Source organism: Exiguobacterium sp. s124 (assembly GCF_018617485.1).
GTDB classification, from domain to species: Bacteria; Bacillota; Bacilli; order Exiguobacteriales; family Exiguobacteriaceae; genus Exiguobacterium; species Exiguobacterium aestuarii.
The window spans coordinates 1-26,262 of the sequence record NZ_JACSKH010000007.1; the positions used below are offsets into that span (position 1 = coordinate 1).

Sequence of the window (26,262 nt, forward strand, 5' to 3'; positions counted from 1 at the left end):
TGGCCAAACAACAGGACCCGGAGACCGTCAAGATCGAGAAAGGCTACAATCCCGACGTCATCGCCAAAATCCAACCGCAGGGCGGTATTAAGTTCGACGCTAACTTCGTCCGGCTCGGGGACGGCTACCTCTCGTGCCTCCATGTCTATAAGTATCAGTCGCTCGTCTACGACTACTGGCTCGAACCGATCCTGAACATGCCGGGCATTTTGACGACGCTCGACATCGGGACCGCCGACAAGCGCGAGATCATCCAAACCATCAACAAGTCGATGGCCGAACAGAACACGCGCTTCGAGAACGCGAAGGACAACATCGACCGAATCGACGCTCGAGAGACGTATAAGGAACTGAACGAGCTCTATGAACAGATCACCCAGGGCGAGACGATGAAATATCTGCATCTACGCCTCTATGTGAAGGCGAAGACGCTCGACTCGCTCGAGGTAAAGGTACAGGAAGTGATGGAAGAACTCGAGGCTCGGAACTTCCGCTCGACGATCTTCCTGAACGAACAGGAATGGGAATGGCAGAGCCTGTTCACAAGCTATGACCAACAACAAAAGCTCCCGAACCGGCGACGTGGGAAAGAGATCCCTTCCCTCTCCATCGCCGGCGGCTATCCGTTCCACTTCACGTCTCTCCAGGACGCGACCGGGACGTATTACGGGACGACCGACACGAACGGAAGCGTCATATTCGACCTGTTCCATAAGGATAAACAGCGCAAATTCTATAACGCGCTCATGATTGGCAAAATGGGGTCCGGGAAGTCGACGCTCCTCAAGAAGACCGTACTCGACCAAGCAATCAAAGGCAACAAGATCCGCATCCTCGACGTCACGGGCGAGTTCTCCGACCTCGTGCGTCAGCTCGGCGGGAAAGAGATCGCGCTCGACGGGTCGGCCGGTCTCATCAATCCGCTCCATGTCTATAAGACCGTAACCAACAACGACGGCAGCGCCAACGAGGCACTCTCGTTCATGCAACATCTGTCGAAGATGGCCGTGTTCTATCACTACATCAACCCGGCGGCGACGCAGGAAGAGACGAATGAGTTCGAGATCCTGCTTCGGGATTTATACGTGCGGCACGGACTCTGGGACGAACAAGGCGAACTGCCGATCACGACGCATCCGGCGAACCGGTACCCGACGTTCTCGGACTTCTTGCATCTCGTGCAGCGTGAACTCTACACGGATGACACACGCACCTCAATCAAGGAGGCAATCAGTCCGAACCGGGTGCGGCGTCTCGAGAACATCGAGCTCGCCGTCACGAACCTCGTCCATAACTATGGCAATATCTTCGACGGGCACTCCTCCATCGACCGGTTCGATGAGGAACTCATCGTTTCGTTCCCTCTTCGGAACCTGACGAGCCTGCGCGACGAGGTGTTCCAGGCGCAGGTCTTCTCGCTGATGAACATGCTGTGGGACGGGATGATCGCCAACGGCTCGAGTCAACTGAAGGCCTACAACCAGGGCGTGCTCCGGACCGAAGAGGCGTGCAAGTACCTCATCGTCATCGACGAGGCGCACCATTTGATCAACACGCGCGACATCGCGCAACCGGCCATCCTGTATCTGCAACGCTGTATGCGCGAGGCGCGCAAATATTTCGGTGGCATCTTCTTCGTGTCGCATCTGATCACCGACTTCGTGCCGGCCGGATCGAAGTCTGAGAACGCAGAGAACGTCAAGTCGCTCTTCCAGCTCACCCAATATAAGATCATCGGTGAACAGGATGCGGAGAGCATCCCGATCATCCAGACGGTGTTCGATGGCCAACTCTCGAATTCTGAGATGCGCATCATCCCCTCGCTCGAGACAGGGCGTGTCGTCCTCAGCATCTCCGGGGTGCAGAACCTCATCTTTGACGTCGATGTCGCGCCCGAAGAGCTCGCCTTATTCGGTGGAGGTGCCTGATGTGGGCGGCCGCAAAACGGACGGCCCGCTTCGCCGTCACAGCGAAGTGGCAACTCGCGACGCTCAAATGGCGGCTCATCCTGCTCGGGATCGCAACACTCGTCTTGTTCCTGGTCATCCTCATCGTCGGGATCCTCGACACGCTCACGGGTGTCCAGAACGAACAACCGACCGACGTCCCGTTCGACACGGCCGGTGGTCTGCAGGTGAGCGACCAGGTGCTCCAATATCGGGGATTGGTCGAATCGGAACTGTCGAAGCACGGACTGGCCGAACAGACGAACCTCGTACTCGCGCTCATGATGCAGGAGAGCGGCGGACGCGGGAACGACCCGATGCAGGCGAGCGAATCGAAGTGTGGACGCATCGGATGCATCACCTCCCCCGATGAGAGTATCGTCTACGGCGTCGAACATTTCGCCTCCGTCTTCGAACGGGCGAACCGTGACGTGCAGCTCACGCTACAGAGTTACAACTTCGGAGGCGGCTTCATCGATTATGTCCAGGAGAACGGCGGACGTTACTCGAAAGAGCTCGCTATCTCGTTCTCTCAGATGATGTACCAACGCGTGAAACACACCGGTGTCTACCGTTGCCATCGCCCGAGTGCTGTCCAGCACGGCGCCTGTTACGGGGACATCGAGTATGTCGATGCGGTGTTGAAATACCTCGCACCGGCCGCCGTCGCCGACGGGGTTATCACGAAAGAACTGTTGTCGGGGTTACGTTCCCCGCTCGCCATTCCGCTCAACGTGACATCGCGTTTCGGATGGCGTGTCGTCTTCGGACAACGGGACAACCACACCGGCATCGACTTCAGTTGCACCCCGTCCGATACAATCCACGCGGTCAAGAGTGGCACCGTCATCTATAGCGGGAACCGCGGACCGTACGGAAATCTCGTCCAAGTTCGGCACGACAACTACATCACGGCGTACGCGCACCTGAGTCGTCTCGGCGTCCAGACCAGACAACAGATCGAGGCTGGACAGGCGCTCGGATACTGCGGCACGACCGGACGCTCGAGCGGGAATCATCTGCATTTCGAGATCAAGACGAATGAATGGTCCGGTCATATCGACCCCGCCCCGGTCTTCGGATTTTGAGTCATGGATGTATGGAAAGGAGGAGAAAGAATGAACTTCACCGCACGTCACCTCGCGTATCTGTTTGGGATACTGCTTGTTATCTCACTCGCGGCGAACGTCTTTTTCTATCAACAAGTGACGGCTGTCACGAGTACTTCAGACACGAGTCAGACGGAAAACAAGAGTATCACTCCCTCTGAATCGGCAACCTCCGAAGCTACGTTGGCGGACACTGAACAAGTCGTCGCTTCGACGGGAACGGAACAAATGGAGGAGCTGACGACACGCGCGACGCGCTTCGTCGAGTATGCCTTCACCATCACCAAAGACAGTTACACGACCCAGAAAAGACAGGCGAAAGACGTCATGTCAGAGGAACTCACGGCCACGCTCTTCGCCGCTGACGGAAGCGATGTCGGCACGTTCGAGACGATAGTCCGCGACATCGAGGTGTTCCCTTCTGTCTCCGGAGAAGAATGTCTCGTACGGTTCGAACAGGACCTGTTGATCACCGAAACGGGTTATGAGGAGACGACGCAAGAACTGTTGACCCTGACGTTCGAGTCCATCGACGGACGTTTGGTCGTCACCGAGATGGAAGACCTGACACCGAAAGGAGGAATCTAGATGCGACGACAAACTCGAAAACGTCTCACCCAGAACGTCTCCCGGTTCTATCTCGGAATCGGGATATTCTTTGTCATCGGCTTCCTCTTCTTCGGCACCTCGTCGTTCTTCTTCGCCGAGGAATCACCGGTCAATGAGACGCCAATCAACGAAACGATCCGGCTCTCGAACGGGGAAATCGTGACGCTCCATGCCTGGAGTCATGACACGGAAAATCGGACGATGCGCGTCCGACTTTCGCTCGATGAAGTACCAGGTAACACGAACAATCATGTCTTCCGCTACGTCTACAAGGCACGTCCAGATTCCGAAAATGAGGTCTCCTTACTCTATGAACGGAACGACCAATACGTGCTCGAATTGGAGGATATACCGAACGACTTCGACCAACTCGCTGTCCGGATCTACGGATTGGATGAGTCACACTCATTCGATGAACTGACACCTGAGGAACAAGAGGACCGTCTTTTGACATCCCTCTATGCCGACCGTCGTACCATCGAACAAGCCAACCACATTTCATCTGACGAGACAACTTTCACGAGATTATTCGTCAAGGACGAGCTCACGGAGACAGAGCAACAATTAGAAAAAGCACAACAGTCGGTCGAGGCGCAGCGGCAACAGATCAAGCGACACGATCGTGACAAAGAAGAGCTTAAAGGTGAACTCCCCTACCTCTCGCTCGACGAACAGGTCGAACAGGAGAACGAAATCTTCGACCTTAGTCGGAAACGTGACGAGCTCACACTCGAACTCGAGAAGCTCGAACAGTCGGTCGAAGCGCTCGAAGAAAAGCACGAAAAATTGCGCGTCCGGCTCCGGGAACTGTCGATTTAAGTGGCACATTTTGTGCCAAATTGCTGGTTTTACTGGCACATTTCGTGCCGTTTTCGGACTTTTGGTGATATCACGGAAACCCCAGGCTCTGCCTGGGCTATCACGACAAGTGATAGCAGTTTCCCCTTATGCTCTTTGAACGAACTTTTAGGACGTCGGCAACATGTAACCTCTAGAAAGGTGGTCAGGCAGATGGATCTGTTGCTCCGCGACATCGATCCCGTCATCGTGAAGCAAATCGATGAATGGGCAAAGCGAAACAATCGCTCCCGGCAACAATATTTGAAAGAATTGCTCGCCTCCTGGTGCGCGAACGGCATCCACTCGACGCAGGTCGAGCGACTGGAACGACAACTCGAGGCGAACACGCTCCACCTGAAGCGGAGCGCGGACGAGCTCGCCGCGGTCACCCGGTTGTTGAACGAGGTGATGCAAAATGCGTGAGACGCCCGGCGTCGTCATCAAATCGAAATTTAAAGTACCGGGTACGAAAAAGAAGTCGCGTCGCTACACGACGTACCTCGACTACATCAATCGTCCCGACGCAAAAGATAGCCGAGAACAGTTCGAGACGTACCACGATTACATGGAAGACGAGACGAAGTCGAGCGGCCTGTTCACGCGTGAGGACAATCGATTGAACGACGAGAAACGTCGCGCCGTCCGCGACATTTTCAAGCACGCGCAAGAGAACGGGAGCATCCTCTGGCAGGACGTCATCTCGTTCGACAACGCATGGCTACGCGAGACCGGTGTGCTCCTCGACGACATCGTCGATGAGAAGCGGTTGATCCAGGCGACGCGGAACGCGGTCGATTCAATGCTCCAAAAAGAGAAGATGGTCCACGCCTATTGGACCGGCGCCGTGCATTATAACACCGACAATATCCACGTGCATGTCGCCATCGTCGAGACGAGCCACATGCGTGAGCGCGGTAAACGAAAACCGAAATCGATCGAGCTGATGAAGTCGAAGGTCATCCATTCCCTCGCCGACCGGACGAAAGAACAGGAGAAACTGAACGCGTTCATAAGAGACGAACTGGTCGCCCATAAACGGAACCGGAAAATTCCAACGCTCCCGAACCGTATCCTGCATCCCGAACTCGTCCGTCAATTCAAGGTCATCTATGAACGTTTGCCGGAAGACAAACGTCAATGGCGCTACAACATGAACGGGATGCAGCCGCTCCGGGAATCACTCGACCGTCTGACCGATCACTATATCGACATCCATTTCAAATCAGAGTTTCTAGCCTTCAACGAGAAGCTCGAGCAGGAGGTGTCCTTCCATCGTCGTAGCTACGGCGACACGGAGAAGGCCGAGCGTTATAGGACGACGAAACGACAGGACCTCTACACCCGGATGGGGAATTCCATCCTCTCCGAGATGCGCGACTTGTCAAAAGAACAAACGATAGTTGAGAAAAATGGAGCCCCAAAACATCCGGTCAGACGCGCATTCAAACAACAAAAAATATTCAACGAATCACTCTACCGGATTGAGCGGCACATGAACGACGAATTCGAACATTTGAAGAATCAACGTGCTTTCGAACAGCTGGAACGGGACATCGAATATGGAAAGTGAGGGGGGACGATGGAAGAGTTGAGACAGATCCGCCTCCGGTTGAAGCCGGAGACGGTCGCGTATTTGGAAGAGTTCGCCGACGACAAACGTTTCGGCCATCTCGGTCAGGTCATCGACCATATCGCAGAAGAGCATAGACAACTGGCCGACGAGAAGTGGGACATGCAGTTCCTCACCCACTCGATCAGCACGCAGGTCTCACGTCATATCGAGAAGTTGGTGAACGAGCAAATATCGACAGAACTCGAGCGTATCCGGCTCGCCGCAAACCGATCCGACCGCCACGGGCAGATCCTGACAGAGCTCCTGCAGGCGCTCATGCAGACCGAAGGCATCGAAGATATCATGACGACGGACCAGTTCAAACCGACGTTCCTCGCGACGGCGGAACGTGTCGTCCAGGAACGCATCGAGCACCAAAAACAGAAGAAGGACACACTAACTTTTGAGAGAGGATGAACCTTATGCGACCACTTGACCGTCCCTTTACGATGGGACAACTGTTGACACTTCAACAGAAAACTGTCTCGGTCCTTATTTATGGAAAACGGTACGACATCCCGGTGTCTGTTTCCGAGCACCAACTTTTGACCGCCATCGCGCAAGACGAGATTGTCTTGCTTCCCGTCAATTTCGAGCGGACACGGCTGTTACTCGACATCCCGGAAACGTCGCCACACCTCGAGCGTGAACTGAAAGATTTTGCGGATAGTGATGAATCTGTCAAAGACTTGTTGAAGGAAGGAGTCTGACACGATGGCCAAGATGAAGACGAACGAAGAACGGAAGGCCGAGCTCGATGCCTTGACGGAACAAATGGGAAAACAGATCGACAGCTACTTCGAGAGTCCAGAGAAGATCCGTGAACACCTACAGTTCCTCGGCAAGTTCCATCAATACTCGATGCGGAACGCAATTTTAATCGAGTCCCAGTTCCCCGGAGCGGTCGCTGTCGGTTCTTACCCGTTCTGGGAGAAGCAAGGCGCACAGGTACAAAAAGGTGAGCGTGGCATCAAAGTATTCGTCCCGAACCCAGTGACGTACGCCCTTCACAAAGATGAATGGGTGCCGCTCAGCAAGGCACCGAAGCCGATCAAGGACGGCGTGAAACAAGGACGCATCCCGTCTCGCAAGATGATGTACTTCAAAATCGGTCACGTGTTCGAGTACACACAGACCGACGCACGGGAGAAAGGAATCGAGGTCTCGGACATCTTTAAACGGTATCACCGGGATGGCGGGCTCGAGAACGAACAAGACATCCGTAACGCCTTGATGACGCTCGCGGATGCTCGGAATGTGACGCTATTGGAGGAACCGCTCGACGAGATCGGGACGGCGAAGGGCTGTTACTATCCGGAGTTGCATGCAATCGCCTTGAACCCGCGGAACTCATCGATCGAGGACATCACCGTCCTGATCCACGAGCTTGCTCACGCGGAGCTGCACAATCAGGAACGGAACTTTGAGCGGGACAATCCACTCACAGCACCCGAGAAGGAGTTCCAGGCCGAGATGGTCGCTTATGTCGTCTCGCATCAACTCGGGTTCCCGACGAATGACTTCTCGCTTTCCTATCTAGCCGGTTGGACGAAAGACAAGGAACTCCTCGACAAGGAAAAATTGTTGCAGGAGGTTCATCAGACATCCGCGACTTTCCTCGACCATATTGAATCTCATCTCGAGAAGTTGCATACCTTGGAGCAAGATAAGGAACAGACACCGCTCGAATATATCGCACAGTTGAACCGCCGCATGGGATGGAAGGACGCTGACCTCAGTCTTTATGAACGGGTGCATGCCGTACAAAGCGTGTTCCCCGAGGAGGTGGAGCCCTACCTGAACGCAAAAGCGGCCCTTGAGACGAACCTAAAGGTAGATCGCGTCGATGAGCCGCTCATGTATATTCATGGTAAGGGTTTCGGGTTTCAACCGTTCGGCATCGCCAACAATCACGACTTCAGTGAAGAGGCAATTGTCGCCTACACAGTGGTACTACCCAATCAGCCATTGATCAGCGGTCACTTTGATCCCGAACGAACCGTGCATCCATTGCACGATTTAGAAAAGAGCAATAAGGTTGAAAAGCCAGTTCTGAAATCGCTTGAAAACTATTGGCATGACGTGTTGCTCGAAAAAGAAAAAAAGTCTTTATCAAGAACAGATTTGTTGAATATTGAACGGTTGATTTAAGTGTAAGGAGCTATAACAATAAACCATATTATGAATTTATCATATGTTATGGCTCCTCATACTTTAAATTACTTTTTAAGAATGCGCATCAATAGATTAGTTGCGAGTAAACTTCATTTTAGTGTCTCCCTTACTCACTTCCACGTCGTAATTTTTATAGAGGGCGACAAGGACTAACAAAGATACAGCAATAATTAATACAATCCAGACAGCCGTTGAAACAGCAGTTACGCTTGCCATAGCCATCGCAGCCACTGGTGTGGACATCTCAGAATTAATATCAGGTTGATTTTTCGATTTCTTCAATTTTTCTAGCGGTTCTAATTTCTTGGCTAACTCTCCTTCAACAATAATTACCTTTTCTTTATTTTGAACTGCCTGTTTTAATTCTTTAGCAGTCCTTACCGTAACTTCCTTTTCATTTTGTTTCATGATTATCCTTCTTCCTTTTTATATTGTTATTCAAAATCATATAAATAATTCAAGTCATTCATAATTTAATCTTCCCAAAGTTCATTCATCAATTCATCGATTTCTTTTGACAACCGTTGCTTTTCCTCTACATCTACCTCAACTCGCCCATCTTCGTAAAACCAAAGCACATCACCTGGTTGCACTGCATCAGGGATTTGTGACTTTGGAATGTTTTCCATCAATTCTCCGAATTCGATGACCGCCAAATCCCCTTCAAATCGATCGATTATTCCTCGCCGCCGCTTCATTTTGATTTTTTCACGGTATAGCTCGAACCGTTCCCCGTGATGATGATCGTGCCGTTCTTATCAGTACGTAATGTCGTCGCCTTTACTCGCTTCAAGTTCGTCACGACTTCCGATGTCGGGTGCCCATAACTATTCTTGCCGACGCTTAGAATGGCATACTTCGGTTTCACTACGTTTAAGAACGCACTGCTCGTTGATGTCTTGGCCCCGTGATGCCCCACCTTAAGGACGTCAGCACGGAGTGTCTGTTTCTTCGCCGTCATGTCTTTTTCAGCCACATGTTCTGCGTCACCGGTGAACAGGAATGTATTCTTTTTATATGTGACATGAAGCACCGCGCTCCAGTTGTTCAAGTCACTGTTCGAATAGGATTTGACTGGGCCGACAAACTTCGCACTCACACCTTTGATTGGGAGTGAGACCCCCATTTGAGCGGTTTTGATCGTCTTACCCTCTCGTTTGACGGCTTGAAGGAAGTCTTTATAGGCCTGGGTCGTATGCTTCACTTTTGGTGCATAGACGTTCTCGACACGATAGGCATCTAGAATCTCATCCAATCCACCGATATGGTCCGCATCCGGATGCGTCGAGATTAACACCTCAATGTCATCTACTTTTTGTTTTTTGAGATAAGCGACAATGGTATCGCCCTTTCCTTTGTTTCCACCGTCGATGATAACGTCCTCACCGCTCGGCATCTTGATATAGATGGCGTCACCCTGACCGATATCGATGTAATGGACTTTGATACTCGAAGCTGCAGATACTTCACTATGTGGCATCACTAAAAATGCCCCGCTAAATAGAATGGCACTCCCGACCTTGATCCATTTATTCATCCTCTATCACCTCGTATGAATTTATTGTAAAATTATTCAACATAGTCTCATTATAATCAGTCTTTAACCATATTGCTTTAATATTTCACATGAAACCCAATATGAAAATAACCCAGGTTCCTTTTGCGTACGATTAATTACTTTAAAAAACTGATAATAGTTCAAAATACTCCAAAGATATCTAAAAATTAAGCCGACTATCGTTTCACAGCAAATCACCCAATGTAGCGCGCACATGACAAAAAAATGAATTACATACATAGCTAAACAGTTATCATCACATGATTAGATCAGCTAAAAATAATACTAAATAAAGTGCTTGCTAGCACGTTTGAATAGGAGATATTGTTTATGTCTTATACACGTGAAGAAAAAATGAGAGCATTGTCCCGTTGCAAGAATTGCCTTACCCAAGCTCGTGCGCCTAAAATCGGCGAACGTGTGGTCGCGCGAACATACACCTCTCAATCCATTTCGCACCTTAATACCTATACAGTTAAAGATGTACGATGGGGACAAATCCAAGTTGAAAATGATGAGAATGAGCTTAAATGGGTAGCCGCAGACGTTTTTTTCTTTGAAGACGATATACCTGAAGCCTTCGCTTCTATCGCACGCGGTGAAATCCGTCGGCGTAGCCGAGGTAGTCGAGAGTACACACGCGTCAATGTAACAAGCAAAATGCAGACTGTCGAAGTAATGTTATACGTAGATGAGTTCGAATTCAAAATTTCACATGAACGCAGTAGTTTAGAGATTAGACACAATTTAGACGATGGTACCAATTTTTTTGCTGAGCTCCCATCCTTCTCATATACAACCAAAATGTTGGATGCACTCGCTAGTTACGTAATATTTGACGATGACCTCAATGCTTCTAGCGATATCAAACTCACAATTCAGTTGCCTCTGGAGCGGTACGCTACATCCGATGCACTTGCCAATGCTATCCTGCAGGGAAAGAAAACAATATTGGATAGTCTACCTGATGCGCTTCATGAGCTCGAATCGGTTATTGATCCTGACGATATATACAATATCGAACGATTTACTAATCTGAAGCAAAATATCCCGACCTTCATCCGCTTTTAATAGCATCAAATAAGCCATTTTAAGATGTCGGGTACTTAGGAAAACATTGAAAAAAGAAATTTACAGTGAGGCTTAGATCATTAAATGATTTCAAATTTATTAGAGTCAAGACCATTTATAAAAAACACCATTCGGCTGAATGGTGTTCCTCGCGTGACGTTAGACGCGCCCACATTTTTGGTTTTGACCTTGCTCTTACGCTCCGTGCCTCCCGTCAGAAAGGTCCAGGAACATAGAGATGCGGCGGTGAGCCAGCAGCTCTTGTTATCGGACCGTCAGGGGGGCAGCGGTGCGATGAGCGACTTCGCCAAGAGGCGCTAGACGCTCACGCATGAGCCCGGATCACCATTCCTTCTCCCATGCCCCGTCTTCTGAGACTCCTCAATCTTCAAACCGATACTTGATAAGCCAATGGAAATGTATCATTTCATATTCGAATACACCTTTGGATAGCTCTGAGACCACAAAATCGACGTCCCCATTCGCCACCTTCTATGTCATACATTCTTGATTAGACGCTCTTCTTCGTCCAAATAGATTAACACACGGAAATAGGACGAGTTCTGTCCTTCATCGAACCAGACCAAATTCTTAATGAAATGTTTCTTATCATCAGTATGTATCGAATCTAAATATACGTTTTTGATTAGGATTTTTTTATGGGTGATATATTTATAAAATTTTATGCTAACATAAAAAAGTATCTAAAATTTCTGAAAGATTGGAAGGTAATAATTTATGGCATGGCATATTCATATAATAAATCCTGGACCAGCAGGAGGATTAACAAGTGCATTTTCAGACCATATTTATGTTTACGACGAAGACGCTTTTTCTGGGCACACTACTCTATTTCTTGGGTCTCCCCATTTGGATGTTTTAGAAGATCCAACACGGGCCTTGATTAGAGCAAAAATTCTCATTTCAGTATTTACTTCAATTCAAAGATTATCCTATGACCGTATCTTGCGATATGATGACGGATTCATATATTATACTGATTATTCAAATCCAAATAAAAATAGAAGGGAAAATCTCGGAGCATTTAGCGAAGAAGTTGCTTTTGAAGAAGCGATGTATCCATTTAGTAATCCGCCTATTTCAAAATTCACGTATTATAATCAATACAATCATTATTTTACCTTAGCTCAAAATGAGCATTTGGTATTCTCAGTGCTAACCCTATTAGACGAAGCATATAAACATGCTAATTATTTCTACATTAATTTATATAAAATTGTAGAAACCATTCGAAATGAATGGGGAATAAATTCAATGACTGAATATTCCTCAGAAGTAGTTGACGCTTTCAACTTTCTCAGTGGCAGCAACATAAAAGGGTATATGAATAACTTTGAGGCATCTAGTCTTTTTTCAAGACATGGGTACAAAAAATCAAAAGGCTCCTCTGAAGATTTGCCCTTGAGTATTAAAAATCCTCCGTCAATTTCAGAAATAAAAATTAATCTGCTTATATTAATCAATGGGTGGTTGAATTATAAAATTAATTCTAAACGTATCACTTATACTCTGAAACAAAATGATCAGGCTTGATTACTTGATATTTCTATAAATTAAAAAAGGGAATTTCACCTTACTTTGCCTCCCACCTTACAAACCACCGGTATAGAAATGTGGTATAAAACTTTTTTCCCCTGTTGATTATGGTAATAGGGATGATTACAAATCACCGTCCCTATTACCATAATCCATTCTTAGGCACTCCCGAATCTCCAAAACAATATTTGAAAAACCAATGCACGCACATCACTTCATAATTTGCATATACCCTTCGAAAACTCTGAAAACAATTCAGCTGCCGTCTTTATCCGCCAACACCCATGTCCCATATAGATATACGATCTTGATCGGACGCTCTTCTGCATCCAGATAGATCAACACACGGAAATAGGGAGAGTTTCGTCCTTCATCAAACCGGACGACCTTGTCGACGCAATATCCCTTGTCGACGACGCGCATCCAATCGGGACGATCCATCAATTCAGAGAACACGGTCCGGACGAACGGATCCAATCCATCGAACGCATAGTCATCAAGTATCCGCTCGTACATCATCGCCTCGTCCAAGGACTAACCAGATAAAAACGTATACATGTATACAAATATATAAGTATACATGTATACGTTTCGGAATAATCATTTATGTACTTGAAGCATGTTCGTATTGAAGAAGACCGTCATCTGTTTCAATCGTTCCCCTTCTTTCACCTCACAAAGGATATCCATGCTCACCAACTCGAAGGCCTCCGGGTCGATGTCCATCCGTTCAGGAAGTCTTTTGAGCAATACTTCTTTCATCTCTTTGATCGTTTGTTGGTCCAATGTGTGATTCATTTGAATCATCCTCTCCTGTTGATAGCTCAACGATACCTCGAATCGGACCATTCGACATCTTGGCTTATTTCATATAAGCCCTGGGCTTGTTTGAAACAAGCCCAGGGCTTACGTAGGAAAAACGACCATTTTCACCAAACAAGGCCTTAGTTTTTAACATTTGACTAATGTGATGAAATATAAATCAGGTTTAATGCAATCAACTCAGTTTCATTTCGTATTTTAGATGCTAAATACGTATTTTAAGCCTTGAAGTATAAGTTAAATAACGTGTAAGATGATGTTAAAGGTAATAGGTACTACCTCTTTTAAACATTTCTTCACTTGAAGAAATGTTTAAATAAATTAGCTATCTTTTTAGCGTACCTACTCTCAAAATTCTCTCAGCTTTACTTACGACCTTGCTGTACTCAAGGTCGTATTTTTTTATGAATATCTATTTCCCCATTCTAGGTTTGAAAATCATCGTTAAATTATGTCATTTCATGTTAGGGGTCATCGTTACTATGAAAAAAATTAAAGATCATGAAGCTTTATTCATTTTTTCACTTACAGGTTTAGGATATTTATGTACTTATATATTTCAATGGGGTAAATTTCATTACTACTCTATTCCAAAATCATTCATAGAAATCAACTCAAATACTCTCTTAAGTTCTCTCGTATTCATGCTAATTCTATTAATGTTATCTTCACTTCATGTCGGTTTTATTAAAAAAAACACCTATCTAAAAAGCGCTAAAAATATTTTGTTTATCAAAGCTAGCCCCTATAATCACTTTATTCAATTTTTACTTGTGTGTATGATGGTTATTCTAGGTTTTATGGGAACACTCTCAGACCATTACCCCTATTATTTGATAGGAATGATTCTATTGCTGGTACTTTATTTCTTACTTAAAAATTATCAGTCTCTTTTTTTTATAAGTTATATAGGGTTCATTCTTTGTGGCGTGTTTACCACTGGATATTCAATTGCAGAAAACGAAACTACCTATTTGGTGATTGATGATCCATCTAAAGAGAAATCATACGTTGTTTTGAATATTCAAAACGGAAAGGCAATTATAGCTGAAATGAGTGAAGAAGAGAATCTAATTTACCCAAACTACCAGCTCCTTAAAATCGAAGCAGATAAGTTGAATGAACACGTACTTAATCAAAAAGAGCTTAAAGATTTGCAAATAAAAAAAGAATAGATTCTCAAATCAAAACGTTAATAAAATAGCCCATAAGGTCCCAACTAGAAAGTTAGGTCTTTATAGGCTATTTTTGGTGATTTAAAATTGTTTTTAGTCCGTAATATTTTTAGTTCATTCTTAGTCTCGGTGGACTATCCGAACTGTCTCTTCGTCTAAAATGTTTTGAATTTCTTTTTGCATGTCACCTTCAGAAAAAAGAGGTTGGAAAACAAATGTTCCAGTTCTCAATTCTTTTGCAACCAGTTGCACCTCATCTTGTCCATGATAAAAATATTTGTACTCCCACACGTATTGGTGGTCCGTTACATAGACACCATTATTAGTATTGTAAAAACCGTTTGTAATTTCAGCCATGATTAACACCTCCTTCATATGACAATAATAGTACAAAATAGGATTATTAATAACCAATAATTAGTTTAATAGTATATTTTCAGAAACGTACTTAAGTAAATCATCTTCAATACCAACATCTTATTTTATAGCTTCCAAAAATTCATTATGCTTATGATTTTGGCTTTGGTTTTATATTTTCAAGCTTCTAAAGCGGTTAAAGTTTTCAATTCCATAAAAGAAAAACGTATGTTTTTCCTCCTTGCCCTTACTGGATGGAGCAGGACCGGTCCCCGACCCGGTCCTGCTCCTTTTCATTCACCCCATGTATCCTCGCTGTTTCATGCTGACATATGACTCATCCGCACCGAGGATGAGATGGTCAAGCACCGGGATGCCGATGAGGTCGCCCGCCTCATGTAAGCGTTCGGAGACGATGATGTCCTCTCGACTCGGACTTGGGTCCCCGCTCGGATGTTGATGACAGGCGATGATGCACGAGGCATTGTTCAAGATGGCGCATTTGAAAATTTCTCTCGGATGGACGACGCTCGAATTGACGCTCCCGACATGCGCCCGATGGACACCGATGACCCGATTCTTCGTGTTGAGCATGATGACGAGGAACACCTCTCGGTCATCGTCCCCGATAAAGGATGCCCCGATTTGTCGGGCGTTGTCGGGTGATTGGATGACGGCGTGCTCAAGGGCGACCATTTCCTCTCGAACCTCTTGCTTGATACGGATGACCTCGATAATTGACGATAGTTCCATGATAGTTTGTCCCCTTTCGGATAAGCTGTCCTCAGAACGAACACCGTTGTGCGTCCTGTTGACGGGAACGAAGCGAGCGTCGGGAGACGGTGCAAGGGTGACCGAAGGGAGAGCCTCAAAAAAATGCGTAGAGCAAACGCAGGACCAGGCTTCCGTAGCCAATGAGCGAAAAGTCTTGCTTTGAGCCAAAAGCGAAGGAAGACGGTCCGGAGGGCGCGTCATTTTTTTGACGGCCCTTGCACCGACGACCAGCGAGTTAGAGTACGGAAACAGGACGCACGGATGAAGGTTTACAAAAAAAGACTGTTCAAACTTGATAAACCGGGTATAAAATAAGAACAAATGTTCGATTTTTTCATGGAAGGGGGATTTTGATGACGATATATCGCGATCGAGGTGAACTGAAATGGATCCCATTTTTGATGCCGGAGCATCGTGCGCTGCTCACGAAATACTATAAAGAAATTCAAAAGATTGAGATGCCAGAAATCGATGAACAAGTACTCTCGATATATGAAAACGTGTTGAACGATGCAATCTTTAGTGGGGATATGGTTGAGGTGAAGTATGTAGAGAAGCAGGAAATGAAACGGTTTAAGGGATTCGTACACCGGACGAACTATATGGAGCAGACCGTTGAGCTAGCCAACGAGCGAAACGGGATTATCCATGTTCCATTCGAGGCGATCGTTCATGTAGAGCGGTCGATTGACTAACGCCCTAACGGTTGTTCGAAGAGGCTGGGACATAACCCAGTAGATTCATAAGAAAGAGGCTCCGTGAGCGACTTATGAACTGAACCCTGAATGATGGACACTTGAAAAAAGTGCCTCATTCGGGGTTTTTCGTGTGCGCACGAATCGCTATAATGAACCTATTCATTCAGACGGGAGAAACAGTCATGAGTAAAATTATCTTCAACATTCAACAAATCAATCAGCTCGAAGAAAATCCAAACGTCACCTCCGTATCAGAACGTTCGATTCAATACAGCGTCGAGTTTAAGGTCAAGGCCGTGCATGAGAACATGGAAGGTAAAGGACCTCGACAGATCTTCACAGAGGCGGGGTTCGACCTGAAAGAAAGAGTCCGGCTACCGAAAATTGGTGACCAGCCCCCTCTTTTTATCAAAATTCTTCAAAACCGGCTAGTTATATCCCAGCCTCTTCCCTAAAAATGAAATGTAATCATGATTAGCTCTCATTAACTTTATAATCAAAGAATAGCTCTCTAAAACATGAAGACATTATTTATTTTTGTATTTCTTTAATTTTTTTCATCTTTTGTGAGAAAGTACATACTGACTCCTAAATAAATAAACAAAAAGAGTAACTGACTCAAGAATAGAAAGAGGATGACTGTTTTACTCGGGGAATTTCCGTACACTCCCCATGTCACAGGAATAACTATTCCTACAATACTGGCATAGACAAGAACCAATAATCCCCACCACATGTTTCGATTTCCACCAAATTCTCTCAAGATTTTTTGTTGTTCTGTTTTTTGTCGCTTTAAAAATATGAGTTCGTTCAGATGAGTATCATATTCCTTTAACTTCTCGTTATAAGCATTTGCTCTATTTTTTATTGTGTCTAAATTAAATAATGAGGGAATTCTATGAACCGAACCCCGGAGGCGGTTTTTGTAGATATCATAAAATATTTCGTACCACGATTTTCGTCCTCTTAGTTCACTTTTAGTTTCAACGCGAAAGTCCTCAAAATCAATCGGCAAATCTTTTAGTGAATCTATTTGCTCTTGGGTTATCATTTCATTCAAATGATTTTTAATATCTATCAATTCCACATACATATCTTTGAATTCATCGATTTCCCATCCCCTGTATAGATCGTCTTCCATTTCTTCAAAAATCTCTTCAAGCGTCAAATCTTCGTACGTTAATCTTTCAGCATACTCATTAACAAAATCATTATGATCAGAGTCAAGCAATTCTATTTTTGCCGCTTCCAGTAAATCTGTTCTGTTAAGAATGTCTAGATTGATATCACGGAGCTTATGTTTCAATCCTTCCTGTTCACTAGCAAGAGTAATGACTCGAGAGACTAAAAATCCTCCAATGATGGCAATCAAGGCAGCTGTAGCCGTGACAACTGTTGAAATTAATAAATTTGAGTCCATTAGCAACACTTCCTTCTTTTTAAAGTATGTAAAAAGAGGCAGGAATATAAACCCAAAAGGGGTCCTGCCTCTTTCACACTATTAATAAAAAATACAAGTAAAAGAATATAGTTTGGTTACTCACTTGTTCTGTTAGATCTTCTAAGAGCACTTGGAATTAATAAATCTAATTCATTGTCAGAAAAAGTTTGTTCTTCATTCGTTTTTAGTGCTTTTTGAGCTTGTTTAAAACTTTTAGCATCAGTACTTGGCGATTGTTCGTACACCTTTCCTGTCCTTTCTTGTAAGTCATCTCTTCTATTACGTATTTCCTCACTATCGAGGTCATCAAAATCCGTTAGTAGAGAAATGTACTCTTCTCTTATTTTCCAAAGTGCCTCTGCAGCGCTACGGTGACTTTGAGCAGTTTCTACGAGATCAAAATTCTTAGTGTAAGAATTTAGAACCAAGAGTGCCAAAGACAATAAAGCGCCAATGAGCGTCGCAATAGGCTTACCTGTGATAAAAATCGCTCCAAAACTGCTAGTCGTTAAAGCGGATAAGACAATTTGAGCTACTTTAATGTACTCATTTTTTGTAAGAAGTCGATTTACGATTTTATTATGACAAGTTTGGGTGTATAGAATTCGTCCATACGCCTCTCTAATTTGTGATTCCAATGCATAACCGGTGCTAGAAGGGGAATTTCGATCCATAAATTTCTCTCCATTTCAATCTGCATAAGTTAGGTTTTTTATCTTGATCGTACGTTATTGCTTCAAGCGATTTATTGTAAGCTTGTTTTGCTTTATACTGGAAACTATCCTTCTTGATTACACTACGTCGGCTACCAGGAGCCAGCCATGACGTCTGATCAGGATCAAGATCTTTTAGAAATTCGAAAAAGTCTCTACTCATATAATCATAATATAAATAAGATCTATCATCGTACTCAGCTGTATTTTTTAAAAAATTATAAGCTAGTGTATCTAATAAAATCCCGCTTATCGAGACATTACATTTCTCTTTCCATGCTCTTGCCATTCTACAAAGTCGTTTAAGATTTTTATTCTTTTGACGATTCATTTCGTTTATAGCAAAGAGTTCAGCTTTAGGATTTGTTATTCTCCATGAGCCGCCATTGTTCGAGTCTGGATAAGTATAAGATCCGTCCTTATTTAAAAAAACGGGTACAATTTCAAAATTTATTTTATCTGTGAAGTTGATTCCGATAACTTGACCATCTCCTTTAACATGGGAAGTTGAATATGTTTTACATAACTCTTCTTTGACATGTTGAATAAGAGCTGATTGTCCATTAGTACTATAATCATTAAATCTCTTATATGTTTTATAAGGCAATTGAACAATCATATCAATATCACTTGTCCAAATTTCTGTTCCTCTGCCATAAGATCCCACATAAAGGCCATTTGCTGTTTCTGAATCGCTTCCCCAGTAAGATTGATTAAGGCGTTTCACGATTTTTTTATATCTATAACTAATGTTATTCACTGTAGTATCTTTCATTTTAAGATTTTCACAGAAACCTTCAAAATCTTGACTAATAGACATAAGCTATCTGCTCCCTACGTAAAATATCAGTATTTTATATTTTAAAACATCTTTGAGTGTATTAACCTATAATATCATTATTAGAACAGCACAATGATTGTATCATTCAATAAAGTTACAAGTACTCTTTTCACATTCACAACGCGTGTTAAATTGAATAATTAATTGTTTTTAGCACGTTTTTTAAACGAACGTTAAAAAGACAAAATTGTTTATAGCTTCACGTGAAATGAAAAGGGCAATTTAGAGCCCTTTTCATTTCACTCCAATTGTCTTTTAACTCATCTTTTTATCAATGTTTGTTTTCTTTTGTATTTAATGAGTAAAAAAACAAATGGAGGTGCATTATGACGAAAATTGGTTATGCACGAGTATCGACCATCGATCAGAATTTAGACTCACAACTAGATGAACTCAAAAAAACTGGTTGCAATAAAATTTTTCAAGAGAAGGCATCCAGTGTTAAAAAAAGACCCGAATTTGAGAAGTGCTTAGATTATTTACGGGAAGGAGATACTCTAGTTGTTTGGAAACTAGATCGTTTAGGAAGAACAACGAAGAAGCTTTTAGAATTGATTGATGAATTGAAAAATCGCGGAGTCAATCTTCAAATCATCACATTAGGTGTCGATACTTCCACTGCTGCAGGCCGACTATTTTTCACTATGATGGCTGGATTGGCAGAGATGGAGCGTGAATTGATTCGCGAACGTACGAACGCTGGACTTCAAGCTGCACGATCACGTGGAAGAATGGGCGGAAGAAAACCAATCGATGAACAAGTCATGACCAGAGCAATGATGATGTATGAGGCTAAGATGACTGTAGATGATATTACAAAGACTTTAGATATTTCAAGATCTACTTTTTATAAATATTTAAAAAAGACTAATAAGAAATCATAACAATGATTTCTTATTAGTCTTTTGATCATATAGTATGATACTTAGGAACAATTTCTCCTAACATTCTTGCAACAAAGTTATAAAAACTTAGTTGTTGTGCAGGCTCTCTATAACCTTCGTCGGTACCAGGATCTTCTAATAACAACGAAGTTGAAGAATAAAGGCCACTTTCTAGAAGACGATAACTAAGAATTTCAAAGCGCTTTTTGTAATTTATTGGATTATCCTCAGTTGCAATAAAAGCTTCATCTAGGCTAAACAAAGGACTGGAAATTTGACTTCCTCCATCGTTACTTTCATGATATCCCATCAAAAATAAATACCCTACAAATGGAGGTTCAAAAAAATCTACATTGACAGCACTTAATCCTAGTTTGGTGTTGGTCTTTTGGAAGTCATAACCGCTTCCAACAGCTTCTTCTGCACGGTTATTTGAGTTATTACCAACACTTCCTCTTAAAGATTTCAGTTCAATCAACCCAACTAAAACATTCCCGTTCTCTGTTTCTTTTCTTACTAGTACGTCCCAACGCTTCGCGGCTCTAAAGTATCCCGGTACAATAGCCTGCGCTCCAGTAAAAATATCAGAACGATTAATACCATTTTCAACTAGCAGATCTATTAATACATGTTCAAACGCTTCCATTGTTGCTCCATGCTGAGTTCCTGCTTCTCGAACATCTGCATAGTGTTGGAAACATTCACTTACTCTTGATTTAAGATCTTCTGCACTAGGGATTCTGATCTCCAACGTTTTCACCTCATTAGTTTTTTGTCCTACGTAGTTTAAAAGTAGGTTTTTTTCTTTATCAGTCAGGCAAAATATTTTTGCGATAATCGAGTTGAAAACCTGAGGTTGATTTAGCTCAATAGCTTTATCAAGCTGTCCAATAATGAAATCCTCTACTTCTAAAGGAACGCAGATCTGTAAAATGTTTTGCTTCTGAAAACGGAAATAATCCCCACGCATTGAAGTTGAATAAGCCTTCACAAAAGCCAATGCAACAAAACTATTTAAAATATGTTTGATTAATGAAGGATTAAAACCGTCTACTAATAAGTAGTATAAACTATGCTCAGGATAATAATAGCCTTTTTCTTCAAAAAATCTAGTTGAATTACCTATATCTTTCCATAATATCTTTGTTTTGTTAACTTCATTGAGTCTAACTCGTTCTTTAGTCCAAAACCATTTATGAGGATTATTTTTTACAAAAGCTCGCTCAGATAATCTTTGTTTAAATTGTGAAAGATAATTCTGTAGCTTAGGATAACTGTCTAAATCAATAGGATCGCCATTACTTTGAAAAGTTTGAATAGTATAAGTCCCATTCCATTCAATACCTTCAGGAGTTAAATGTTTTTTTGTAATCACGGGAACTAAAAGCTCTTTTTCTAACTGATAGTCATTCACTATTCCTTCATCAATAACGAATATATCTGTGGCCCCAGTAGCAATACCTATTTTACAATCAATGGTCTCAACATTATTAATCGTTGGGAATCTCATTTTTATACCATCTAAAATTTCTTTGACTTCAAAATCAATAACCCACGGGTCTTCATTTTCAAACCATTCATCAATCATTCTAGTTTCAATTGACTGCGTTGGTTTATCAAACAAAATAAAGTTTTTAACTTCACTTATTTCATCTTCCCCTAAATAATTAGACTTAACAAAATAGGTAGAAGCATTTGAAACCTCGTTTGAAAATCCAAAAATACAAGGGTATGCTGAAACATTCTCTTCAAAAGGACTTGAATTATGAATATCTAAAAAGTACTTAACCTTATAAGAATCTGTAATAAACTTCCTTAACTTACGTCCGTAATTATTTTTAATAAAGCGATCAGTACAGATAAAAGAACATATTCCTTTTGGTTTCAACATAAGCAAAGAATGCTCAATAAACGGTACATAGATATCTGCTCTATCATAGTAAGTAATATACAACTCTCTATAAAGCTTTTTAATGGAATCATCCATGTTTTCATTTCTAATGTAGGGTGGGTTCCCCACAACGTAATCAAAAGACAACTCGTAGTCTCGATTCCACAACAAAAAATCAGAGTTAACCAGCCAAGATTCACTTAACTCAATTGATTGATGAATATCCATGCCTTTTTCCACCAAATAATTTTGAACTTCACGCGTTAGTCTTAAATAAGTACCTGAATCTAATTCAACTGCGACAATAGCAGTTTTTGCTGATATAAAAACAGATTTCTTCAACTTCCCACTAGTAGTAAAACACCCATTTTTAACAAAACTATCAAATAAACGATCTACAATTGAAAACAAAAATACACCATCACCTGCAGCTGGCTCCAGAATAGACTGTGTAAATAATTTTTTTTCAGGAAAGTAACCAAACAAATCAAGCATTAACTCGACCACTTCAGGTTTAGTAAAATATTGGCCTAAAGATTTTGAACTACCTCCAGACGAAACTAAATCCATAGCTAAGAACCCCTTCTAAAAATATCAAAATAAATAAGTGGGGATATTTCACATACTGTAGGTACAGTAAAAGACCCACCCACCACCTTATCTATAAATGTATTGGAGTTGGGCCCATTTTTTTTAAAGCGTAAATTGCCCAACATGACTAAATTATCCTTACTAACCAACTGAATGGTCGTGACTGCTCCTCTTCCTTTTCCACTAACTGATTTACATACAATTCCCTGATCAACTAATTCTTCAATTAATCGTTTAAATGATGTATATGATAACCGTTTAGTTGAATCGACTGATGACGTAACCATTTTTGCAAGTTCGCGTTGAGAACCACGTATGCACCCTTTATTCTGACGCAAAAGTATTAAAATGTCTTCTATCCATTCGGTTAAATGACTATATTTCCGTTCTTCACGCAATTTTGCAGTCTCCCAGACTTGATACTTGAACTCGATTCCAGACAACATCTCAATCCAATATGATGAAGGGCCGAGCGGAGAACCTGGCTTGAAGGCACTTTTCACTTTCCTTTTAATCTCAATTTGACGAAGTGAGGGGCTATTCTTTTCATTCCAGTAATAAAGTGACGATAAAGCTTGATCTTCTTCATATCCCGCAGCCTTGTATGCAAGAGCAAGGGTGTAACATGTATTATCACGTTGGCCCTCTTCCACTCCTTCTAATAGCTTTAGGATTGCTGGGTGAGATAATAAATCCGTCGAGCCTAAAGCTACTTTACCTTTCTTCGACTGATTCCCTTGTTGCTCGGTCAACCAGTCGCAAAGGTCGTCAAAAGAGACACGTTCTCCCGAACGAAAAACTGTGTTCTCTTCTGTCGGTAATCGGAACCAACGTTCAGCGCCTATCGCTTGAAGATCCGCGTTCATCTCCTCAGCTATCATTCGTTGGACGCGCTTATAGTGATCCACGACTTTTGGAAAGGCGCGTCTTGGTTCTTTCAAGTACCAATACACATGGAATCCGCCTGAAGGCGTCTGGACAACGAGTGATGGTGTCGGAAGGCCAGCACTTGTCACCCGGTCCATGACGTCCGGGAAAATCATTCCTGCATTCTGTGACGTCTTGACATCGATATCAATAACCATGGCGTTTAACCAACGCAAAGAGCCCGCATGACGTTGGTCGTTGCGGTAAAAAGTGTTCGGTGTGAAATATGTATACTTTTCTTTTGCCCCAAAGAGTGAGCGGTATGTACGGATGGCACGTGGTTGTGTGAACTCATGGCAGACAAAGATCCACCCTAGTTCTTTACTGTATCCGGTTCTCTCGACCTGAGAGGCCCGTTTCGGAGCTTCCGTTAATTGGTCTCGATACAGATTTCTCAATACCTCCATGTTACATCCTCCTCTCTTCTTTTCTATGGTTCATCGTAGATTGTTGCGTATACATTTCTCTGAAATACGATGAACATTGTCGAGAAGAAAGAACAATGCTAAAATGATTGCATAAGAAAGACGCCTTTTTTCGTCACGTTTTTCTTTTGAACAACGCATGAAAAAGGATCAGTTCATCGTATTATGTTTTTGGGAATCTAGGTTTCTACAAATCTATTCATGATGGCTGGTTTAGGATGAAGCGTTGTTAAATACACAGTCTGACTACTTAGTCAGATGATTTGGATCTGATAACGGCCAGGTTATCAGATTTTTTTATGCCGTTTTTCCCTACTGGAAAGAACTTCATAATCCTATGTTTTCATAAAAGAAATCGCTTAACAATAGCTTTTTTTTGAGTTTGTGATCATAAAAATCAATGTATACATGTAGATTTGTATACGCGTATACATGTAGATTTGTATACATGTAGATTTGTATACATGTAGATTTGTATACATGTATATTCGTATACATGTATACAATAAACAAGCTATATGCTTTGTTAAAAACGTTGATTTAAAGCCATATTTCAGATGATTCTATTTTCGATGTATACATGTATACATGTAGATTCGTATACATGTATACATGTATACATGTAGATTCGTATACATGTATATTCGTATACATGTAGATTTGTATACATGCATACATGTATACCGTTTTAAAAATTTCATCTATGCGAGATCAATGTGGCTGGACATCCAGAAAAATAATCTATTTCAATGATTTCTAGACGAATTGTAGTCACAAAAAAACGAGCGTGCCTCAGTAGAGAACGCTCGTTCATTGATATATAAGGTTCAATCCATCATGGACTGCCTTTTTTATTTACTGTGCTTCATCATCAAAACGTCTCGAATCAGCTCATATTCTTTTCTCTCATTGGAAGAGAATAGCTCCAGATACTCGTCAATCATCGTAGAAATAATCGCATCTGCCGAATCCGCTTTGCCCATCGTCACTAACGCTGACAATTTGTTTTTTGTGAGGTTCGATACACGAACAGTGCTTGAACCCATATTGACTGGGTTCTTAGCTGATCGTTTATTTAAGGTTTCTTTCTGAGCAGTAGATTTTGATTCCACTGTTTTGTCTTCAGATACTTCAGCTTTATATGTTTGTTGCGGCGCCGCTGCACCCTTACGGTCCAGCAACCGCTTTTTCGTTGGTTTTTGAATCAAATCTGACATATTATTCACCCCTGTTCCACGTAATTCATTTCTGCTTCGAGACGGTGTAAGAACTCTTCTGCGACTTTCGCGTATGTCTCCATGACACGTTTGTCGTGCATATCTTCCTCGACAATCCCAGTGATGTCATATCGCTTCAAACGCTCCATGTTCTTGATCACACCTTCAAAAAGGTTATGCGATCCGAATACATTCTTGGCATTTTCAAGCGTTGCCATATCTACGGCTGCACCATTTTTGAGAAGAACCGGTAGGATTCCAAGAATATCAAAATCAGCATCATAGTCATCCAGCAATGTCTGCAGGTACTGTGTGAATACCTCGGCACCCTGTAAGCTTCGTTCCTGTGTCTGAAGTACGACGACTACGAAATCAGAGGCATAGAGGGCTGAGTCCGTATAGATGGAGATAGTGGGAGGGACGTCCACAAAAATGAAATCGAACTCACTCTTTAAAGGTTCGAGAAGAGTAGAAAGGTACGTCACACGGTCCACTTCTTTCTCAAACTTTTTCTCAAGAAACTTCGGGTACTGCGCGAAATCACTGAATGAGGGTAGTAGGAACAGATTGTCCGTAACTTCTGTGACGATGCTACTTAAATCGCCTTCTTGCATTGCCGCCATCAATGTTTTCTCGAAGGTTATGTAGTCATCTTCTCGCGCAGCCTTCGTCTTCAAGAACAAGGTAGTCGCATTCGCCTGCGGATCTTGGTCACAGAGCAATACACGATAGCCTTTCTTGGCCAATGCGTAAGCGAGCATCGTGCTATTCGTCGTCTTTCCCGTGCCGCCTTTAAAGTTTCCGAACGTCACAACAATCGCTTCTTGCTGTGAGAGATCAAGCTGATTGGTCATTTTAGTGCCTCCTTTTTTATTTGTAACTTCAACGTATCAAACTTTTCTCCATTTGTATACATGTATACAAATGGATTGATATTATTTCAAGTTAAAGATTGAATTAATTCAGATAGTGATATATAGTTAGTGTAAGTAAAAAGTAAGAATTCTTACCGTATGTAAATTAAAAAAC

The 26,262-nt window shown here is 43.0% G+C and carries 28 protein-coding genes and 1 pseudogene; 15 read left to right on the top strand and 14 right to left on the bottom strand.

The window, feature by feature from the left end:
• From KNO85_RS14450 to KNO85_RS14490, 9 genes are all read left to right on the top strand, one after another.
• The coding region (locus KNO85_RS14450) for a VirB4 family type IV secretion system protein (protein WP_251130720.1) at positions 1-1,928 on the top strand (1,928 nt) is incomplete at its 5' end.
• On the top strand, positions 1,928-3,034 hold the full coding sequence (locus KNO85_RS14455; protein ID WP_214791190.1) for a lysozyme family protein: 1,107 nt from the start codon (positions 1,928-1,930) through the stop codon (positions 3,032-3,034). The genes KNO85_RS14450 and KNO85_RS14455, both read left to right, overlap by 1 nt.
• A 30-nt stretch (positions 3,035-3,064) precedes the next feature.
• Positions 3,065-3,643 carry a hypothetical protein gene (locus KNO85_RS14460; RefSeq protein ID WP_214791192.1) on the top strand — a complete coding sequence of 193 codons (579 nt, stop codon included), beginning with the start codon at positions 3,065-3,067 and terminating at the stop codon, positions 3,641-3,643.
• Positions 3,644-4,483 carry a hypothetical protein gene (locus KNO85_RS14465; RefSeq protein ID WP_214791194.1) on the top strand — a complete coding sequence of 280 codons (840 nt, stop codon included), beginning with the start codon at positions 3,644-3,646 and terminating at the stop codon, positions 4,481-4,483. It begins immediately after the preceding gene.
• Between the two features lie 192 nt (positions 4,484-4,675).
• The gene (locus tag KNO85_RS14470; RefSeq protein WP_214791196.1) at positions 4,676-4,927 is read left to right on the top strand and encodes a hypothetical protein; all 252 of its coding nucleotides are present in this window, start codon (positions 4,676-4,678) and stop codon (positions 4,925-4,927) included.
• Positions 4,920-6,074, top strand: a complete 1,155-nt coding sequence (mobP2, locus tag KNO85_RS14475) for a MobP2 family relaxase (protein ID WP_214791198.1) — start codon at positions 4,920-4,922, stop codon at positions 6,072-6,074. Before KNO85_RS14470 ends, mobP2 begins: the two co-directional genes overlap by 8 nt.
• 9 nt (positions 6,075-6,083) lie before the next feature.
• Positions 6,084-6,533 (top strand): hypothetical protein, encoded by a 450-nt coding sequence (locus KNO85_RS14480; RefSeq protein ID WP_214791200.1) that lies wholly within the window; start codon positions 6,084-6,086, stop codon positions 6,531-6,533.
• 5 nt (positions 6,534-6,538) lie between these two features.
• A complete protein-coding gene (locus KNO85_RS14485) occupies positions 6,539-6,826 on the top strand; it encodes a hypothetical protein (RefSeq protein ID WP_214791202.1) in 288 nt (95 codons plus the stop codon).
• Between the two features lie 4 nt (positions 6,827-6,830).
• Complete coding sequence (locus KNO85_RS14490) at positions 6,831-8,267, top strand: ImmA/IrrE family metallo-endopeptidase (protein WP_214791204.1); 1,437 nt, start codon at positions 6,831-6,833, stop codon at positions 8,265-8,267.
• Positions 8,268-8,363: 96 nt separating this feature from the next.
• On the opposite strand, the gene KNO85_RS14495 is transcribed toward KNO85_RS14490, so the two are convergent.
• The 3 genes from KNO85_RS14495 to KNO85_RS14505 form a co-directional block, all read right to left on the bottom strand.
• Entirely contained in the window at positions 8,364-8,699 is a 336-nt protein-coding gene (locus KNO85_RS14495; RefSeq protein ID WP_214791206.1) for a hypothetical protein, read from the bottom strand.
• A 65-nt stretch (positions 8,700-8,764) separates the two neighbouring features.
• The gene (locus KNO85_RS14500; RefSeq protein WP_214791208.1) at positions 8,765-8,989 is read right to left on the bottom strand and encodes a DUF3006 domain-containing protein; all 225 of its coding nucleotides are present in this window, start codon (positions 8,987-8,989) and stop codon (positions 8,765-8,767) included.
• On the bottom strand, positions 8,986-9,771 hold the full coding sequence (locus tag KNO85_RS14505; protein ID WP_251130722.1) for a ComEC/Rec2 family competence protein: 786 nt from the start codon (positions 9,769-9,771) through the stop codon (positions 8,986-8,988). The genes KNO85_RS14500 and KNO85_RS14505 overlap by 4 nt, the downstream gene beginning before the upstream one ends.
• A 408-nt stretch (positions 9,772-10,179) precedes the next feature.
• Here KNO85_RS14505 and KNO85_RS14510 point away from each other — a divergent pair, with 408 nt between their 5' ends.
• Complete coding sequence (locus KNO85_RS14510) at positions 10,180-10,920, top strand: hypothetical protein (protein ID WP_214791212.1); 741 nt, start codon at positions 10,180-10,182, stop codon at positions 10,918-10,920.
• A 738-nt stretch (positions 10,921-11,658) separates the two neighbouring features.
• Entirely contained in the window at positions 11,659-12,474 is an 816-nt protein-coding gene (locus tag KNO85_RS14515; RefSeq protein WP_214791214.1) for a hypothetical protein, read from the top strand.
• A 258-nt stretch (positions 12,475-12,732) separates the two neighbouring features.
• Here KNO85_RS14515 and KNO85_RS14520 read toward each other — a convergent pair whose 3' ends face one another.
• Positions 12,733-12,993, bottom strand: coding sequence for a hypothetical protein (locus KNO85_RS14520; RefSeq protein ID WP_214791216.1), 261 nt, complete (start codon positions 12,991-12,993; stop codon positions 12,733-12,735).
• Between the two features lie 84 nt (positions 12,994-13,077).
• Positions 13,078-13,275 carry a hypothetical protein gene (locus tag KNO85_RS14525; protein ID WP_214791217.1) on the bottom strand — a complete coding sequence of 66 codons (198 nt, stop codon included), beginning with the start codon at positions 13,273-13,275 and terminating at the stop codon, positions 13,078-13,080.
• A 506-nt stretch (positions 13,276-13,781) separates the two neighbouring features.
• Between KNO85_RS14525 and KNO85_RS14530 the strand changes: the two genes are divergently transcribed.
• Positions 13,782-14,474, top strand: coding sequence for a hypothetical protein (locus tag KNO85_RS14530; RefSeq protein ID WP_214791219.1), 693 nt, complete (start codon positions 13,782-13,784; stop codon positions 14,472-14,474).
• 120 nt (positions 14,475-14,594) lie between these two features.
• Here KNO85_RS14530 and KNO85_RS14535 read toward each other — a convergent pair whose 3' ends face one another.
• Positions 14,595-14,831 carry a hypothetical protein gene (locus KNO85_RS14535; protein WP_214791221.1) on the bottom strand — a complete coding sequence of 79 codons (237 nt, stop codon included), beginning with the start codon at positions 14,829-14,831 and terminating at the stop codon, positions 14,595-14,597.
• 297 nt (positions 14,832-15,128) lie between these two features.
• Positions 15,129-15,584 carry a JAB domain-containing protein gene (locus KNO85_RS14540; RefSeq protein ID WP_214791223.1) on the bottom strand — a complete coding sequence of 152 codons (456 nt, stop codon included), beginning with the start codon at positions 15,582-15,584 and terminating at the stop codon, positions 15,129-15,131.
• 374 nt (positions 15,585-15,958) lie between these two features.
• On the opposite strand from KNO85_RS14540, the gene KNO85_RS14545 reads away from it, so the two are divergent.
• A complete protein-coding gene (locus tag KNO85_RS14545) occupies positions 15,959-16,300 on the top strand; it encodes a YolD-like family protein (RefSeq protein ID WP_251130721.1) in 342 nt (113 codons plus the stop codon).
• A 185-nt stretch (positions 16,301-16,485) separates the two neighbouring features.
• A pseudogene (locus KNO85_RS14550) lies at positions 16,486-16,665 on the top strand (HTH domain-containing protein); the annotation flags it as partial.
• 185 nt (positions 16,666-16,850) lie between these two features.
• Here the strand turns inward: KNO85_RS14550 and KNO85_RS14555 are convergent.
• The 3 genes from KNO85_RS14555 to KNO85_RS14565 form a co-directional block, all read right to left on the bottom strand.
• The gene (locus KNO85_RS14555) at positions 16,851-17,723 is read right to left on the bottom strand and encodes a hypothetical protein (RefSeq protein ID WP_214791226.1); all 873 of its coding nucleotides are present in this window, start codon (positions 17,721-17,723) and stop codon (positions 16,851-16,853) included.
• 116 nt (positions 17,724-17,839) lie between these two features.
• Positions 17,840-18,418 (bottom strand): DUF4231 domain-containing protein, encoded by a 579-nt coding sequence (locus KNO85_RS14560; protein WP_214791228.1) that lies wholly within the window; start codon positions 18,416-18,418, stop codon positions 17,840-17,842.
• Positions 18,396-19,277 carry an SMODS domain-containing nucleotidyltransferase gene (locus tag KNO85_RS14565; RefSeq protein WP_214791230.1) on the bottom strand — a complete coding sequence of 294 codons (882 nt, stop codon included), beginning with the start codon at positions 19,275-19,277 and terminating at the stop codon, positions 18,396-18,398. The genes KNO85_RS14560 and KNO85_RS14565 overlap by 23 nt, the downstream gene beginning before the upstream one ends.
• 347 nt (positions 19,278-19,624) lie before the next feature.
• Here KNO85_RS14565 and KNO85_RS14570 point away from each other — a divergent pair, with 347 nt between their 5' ends.
• Positions 19,625-20,182 carry a recombinase family protein gene (locus KNO85_RS14570; RefSeq protein WP_214791232.1) on the top strand — a complete coding sequence of 186 codons (558 nt, stop codon included), beginning with the start codon at positions 19,625-19,627 and terminating at the stop codon, positions 20,180-20,182.
• 25 nt (positions 20,183-20,207) lie between these two features.
• On the opposite strand, the gene KNO85_RS14575 is transcribed toward KNO85_RS14570, so the two are convergent.
• The 4 genes from KNO85_RS14575 to KNO85_RS14590 all read right to left on the bottom strand — a co-directional run bounded on the left by KNO85_RS14575 (position 20,208) and on the right by KNO85_RS14590 (position 26,087).
• The gene (locus tag KNO85_RS14575) at positions 20,208-22,643 is read right to left on the bottom strand and encodes an Eco57I restriction-modification methylase domain-containing protein (RefSeq protein WP_214791234.1); all 2,436 of its coding nucleotides are present in this window, start codon (positions 22,641-22,643) and stop codon (positions 20,208-20,210) included.
• A 2-nt stretch (positions 22,644-22,645) separates the two neighbouring features.
• Entirely contained in the window at positions 22,646-23,998 is a 1,353-nt protein-coding gene (locus tag KNO85_RS14580; protein ID WP_214791236.1) for a primase C-terminal domain-containing protein, read from the bottom strand.
• Positions 23,999-24,867: 869 nt separating this feature from the next.
• Positions 24,868-25,233 carry a DUF5388 domain-containing protein gene (locus tag KNO85_RS14585; RefSeq protein ID WP_214791238.1) on the bottom strand — a complete coding sequence of 122 codons (366 nt, stop codon included), beginning with the start codon at positions 25,231-25,233 and terminating at the stop codon, positions 24,868-24,870.
• 5 nt (positions 25,234-25,238) lie between these two features.
• Entirely contained in the window at positions 25,239-26,087 is an 849-nt protein-coding gene (locus KNO85_RS14590) for a ParA family protein (RefSeq protein WP_214791240.1), read from the bottom strand.
• Between the last annotated feature and the right edge of the window lie 175 nt (positions 26,088-26,262).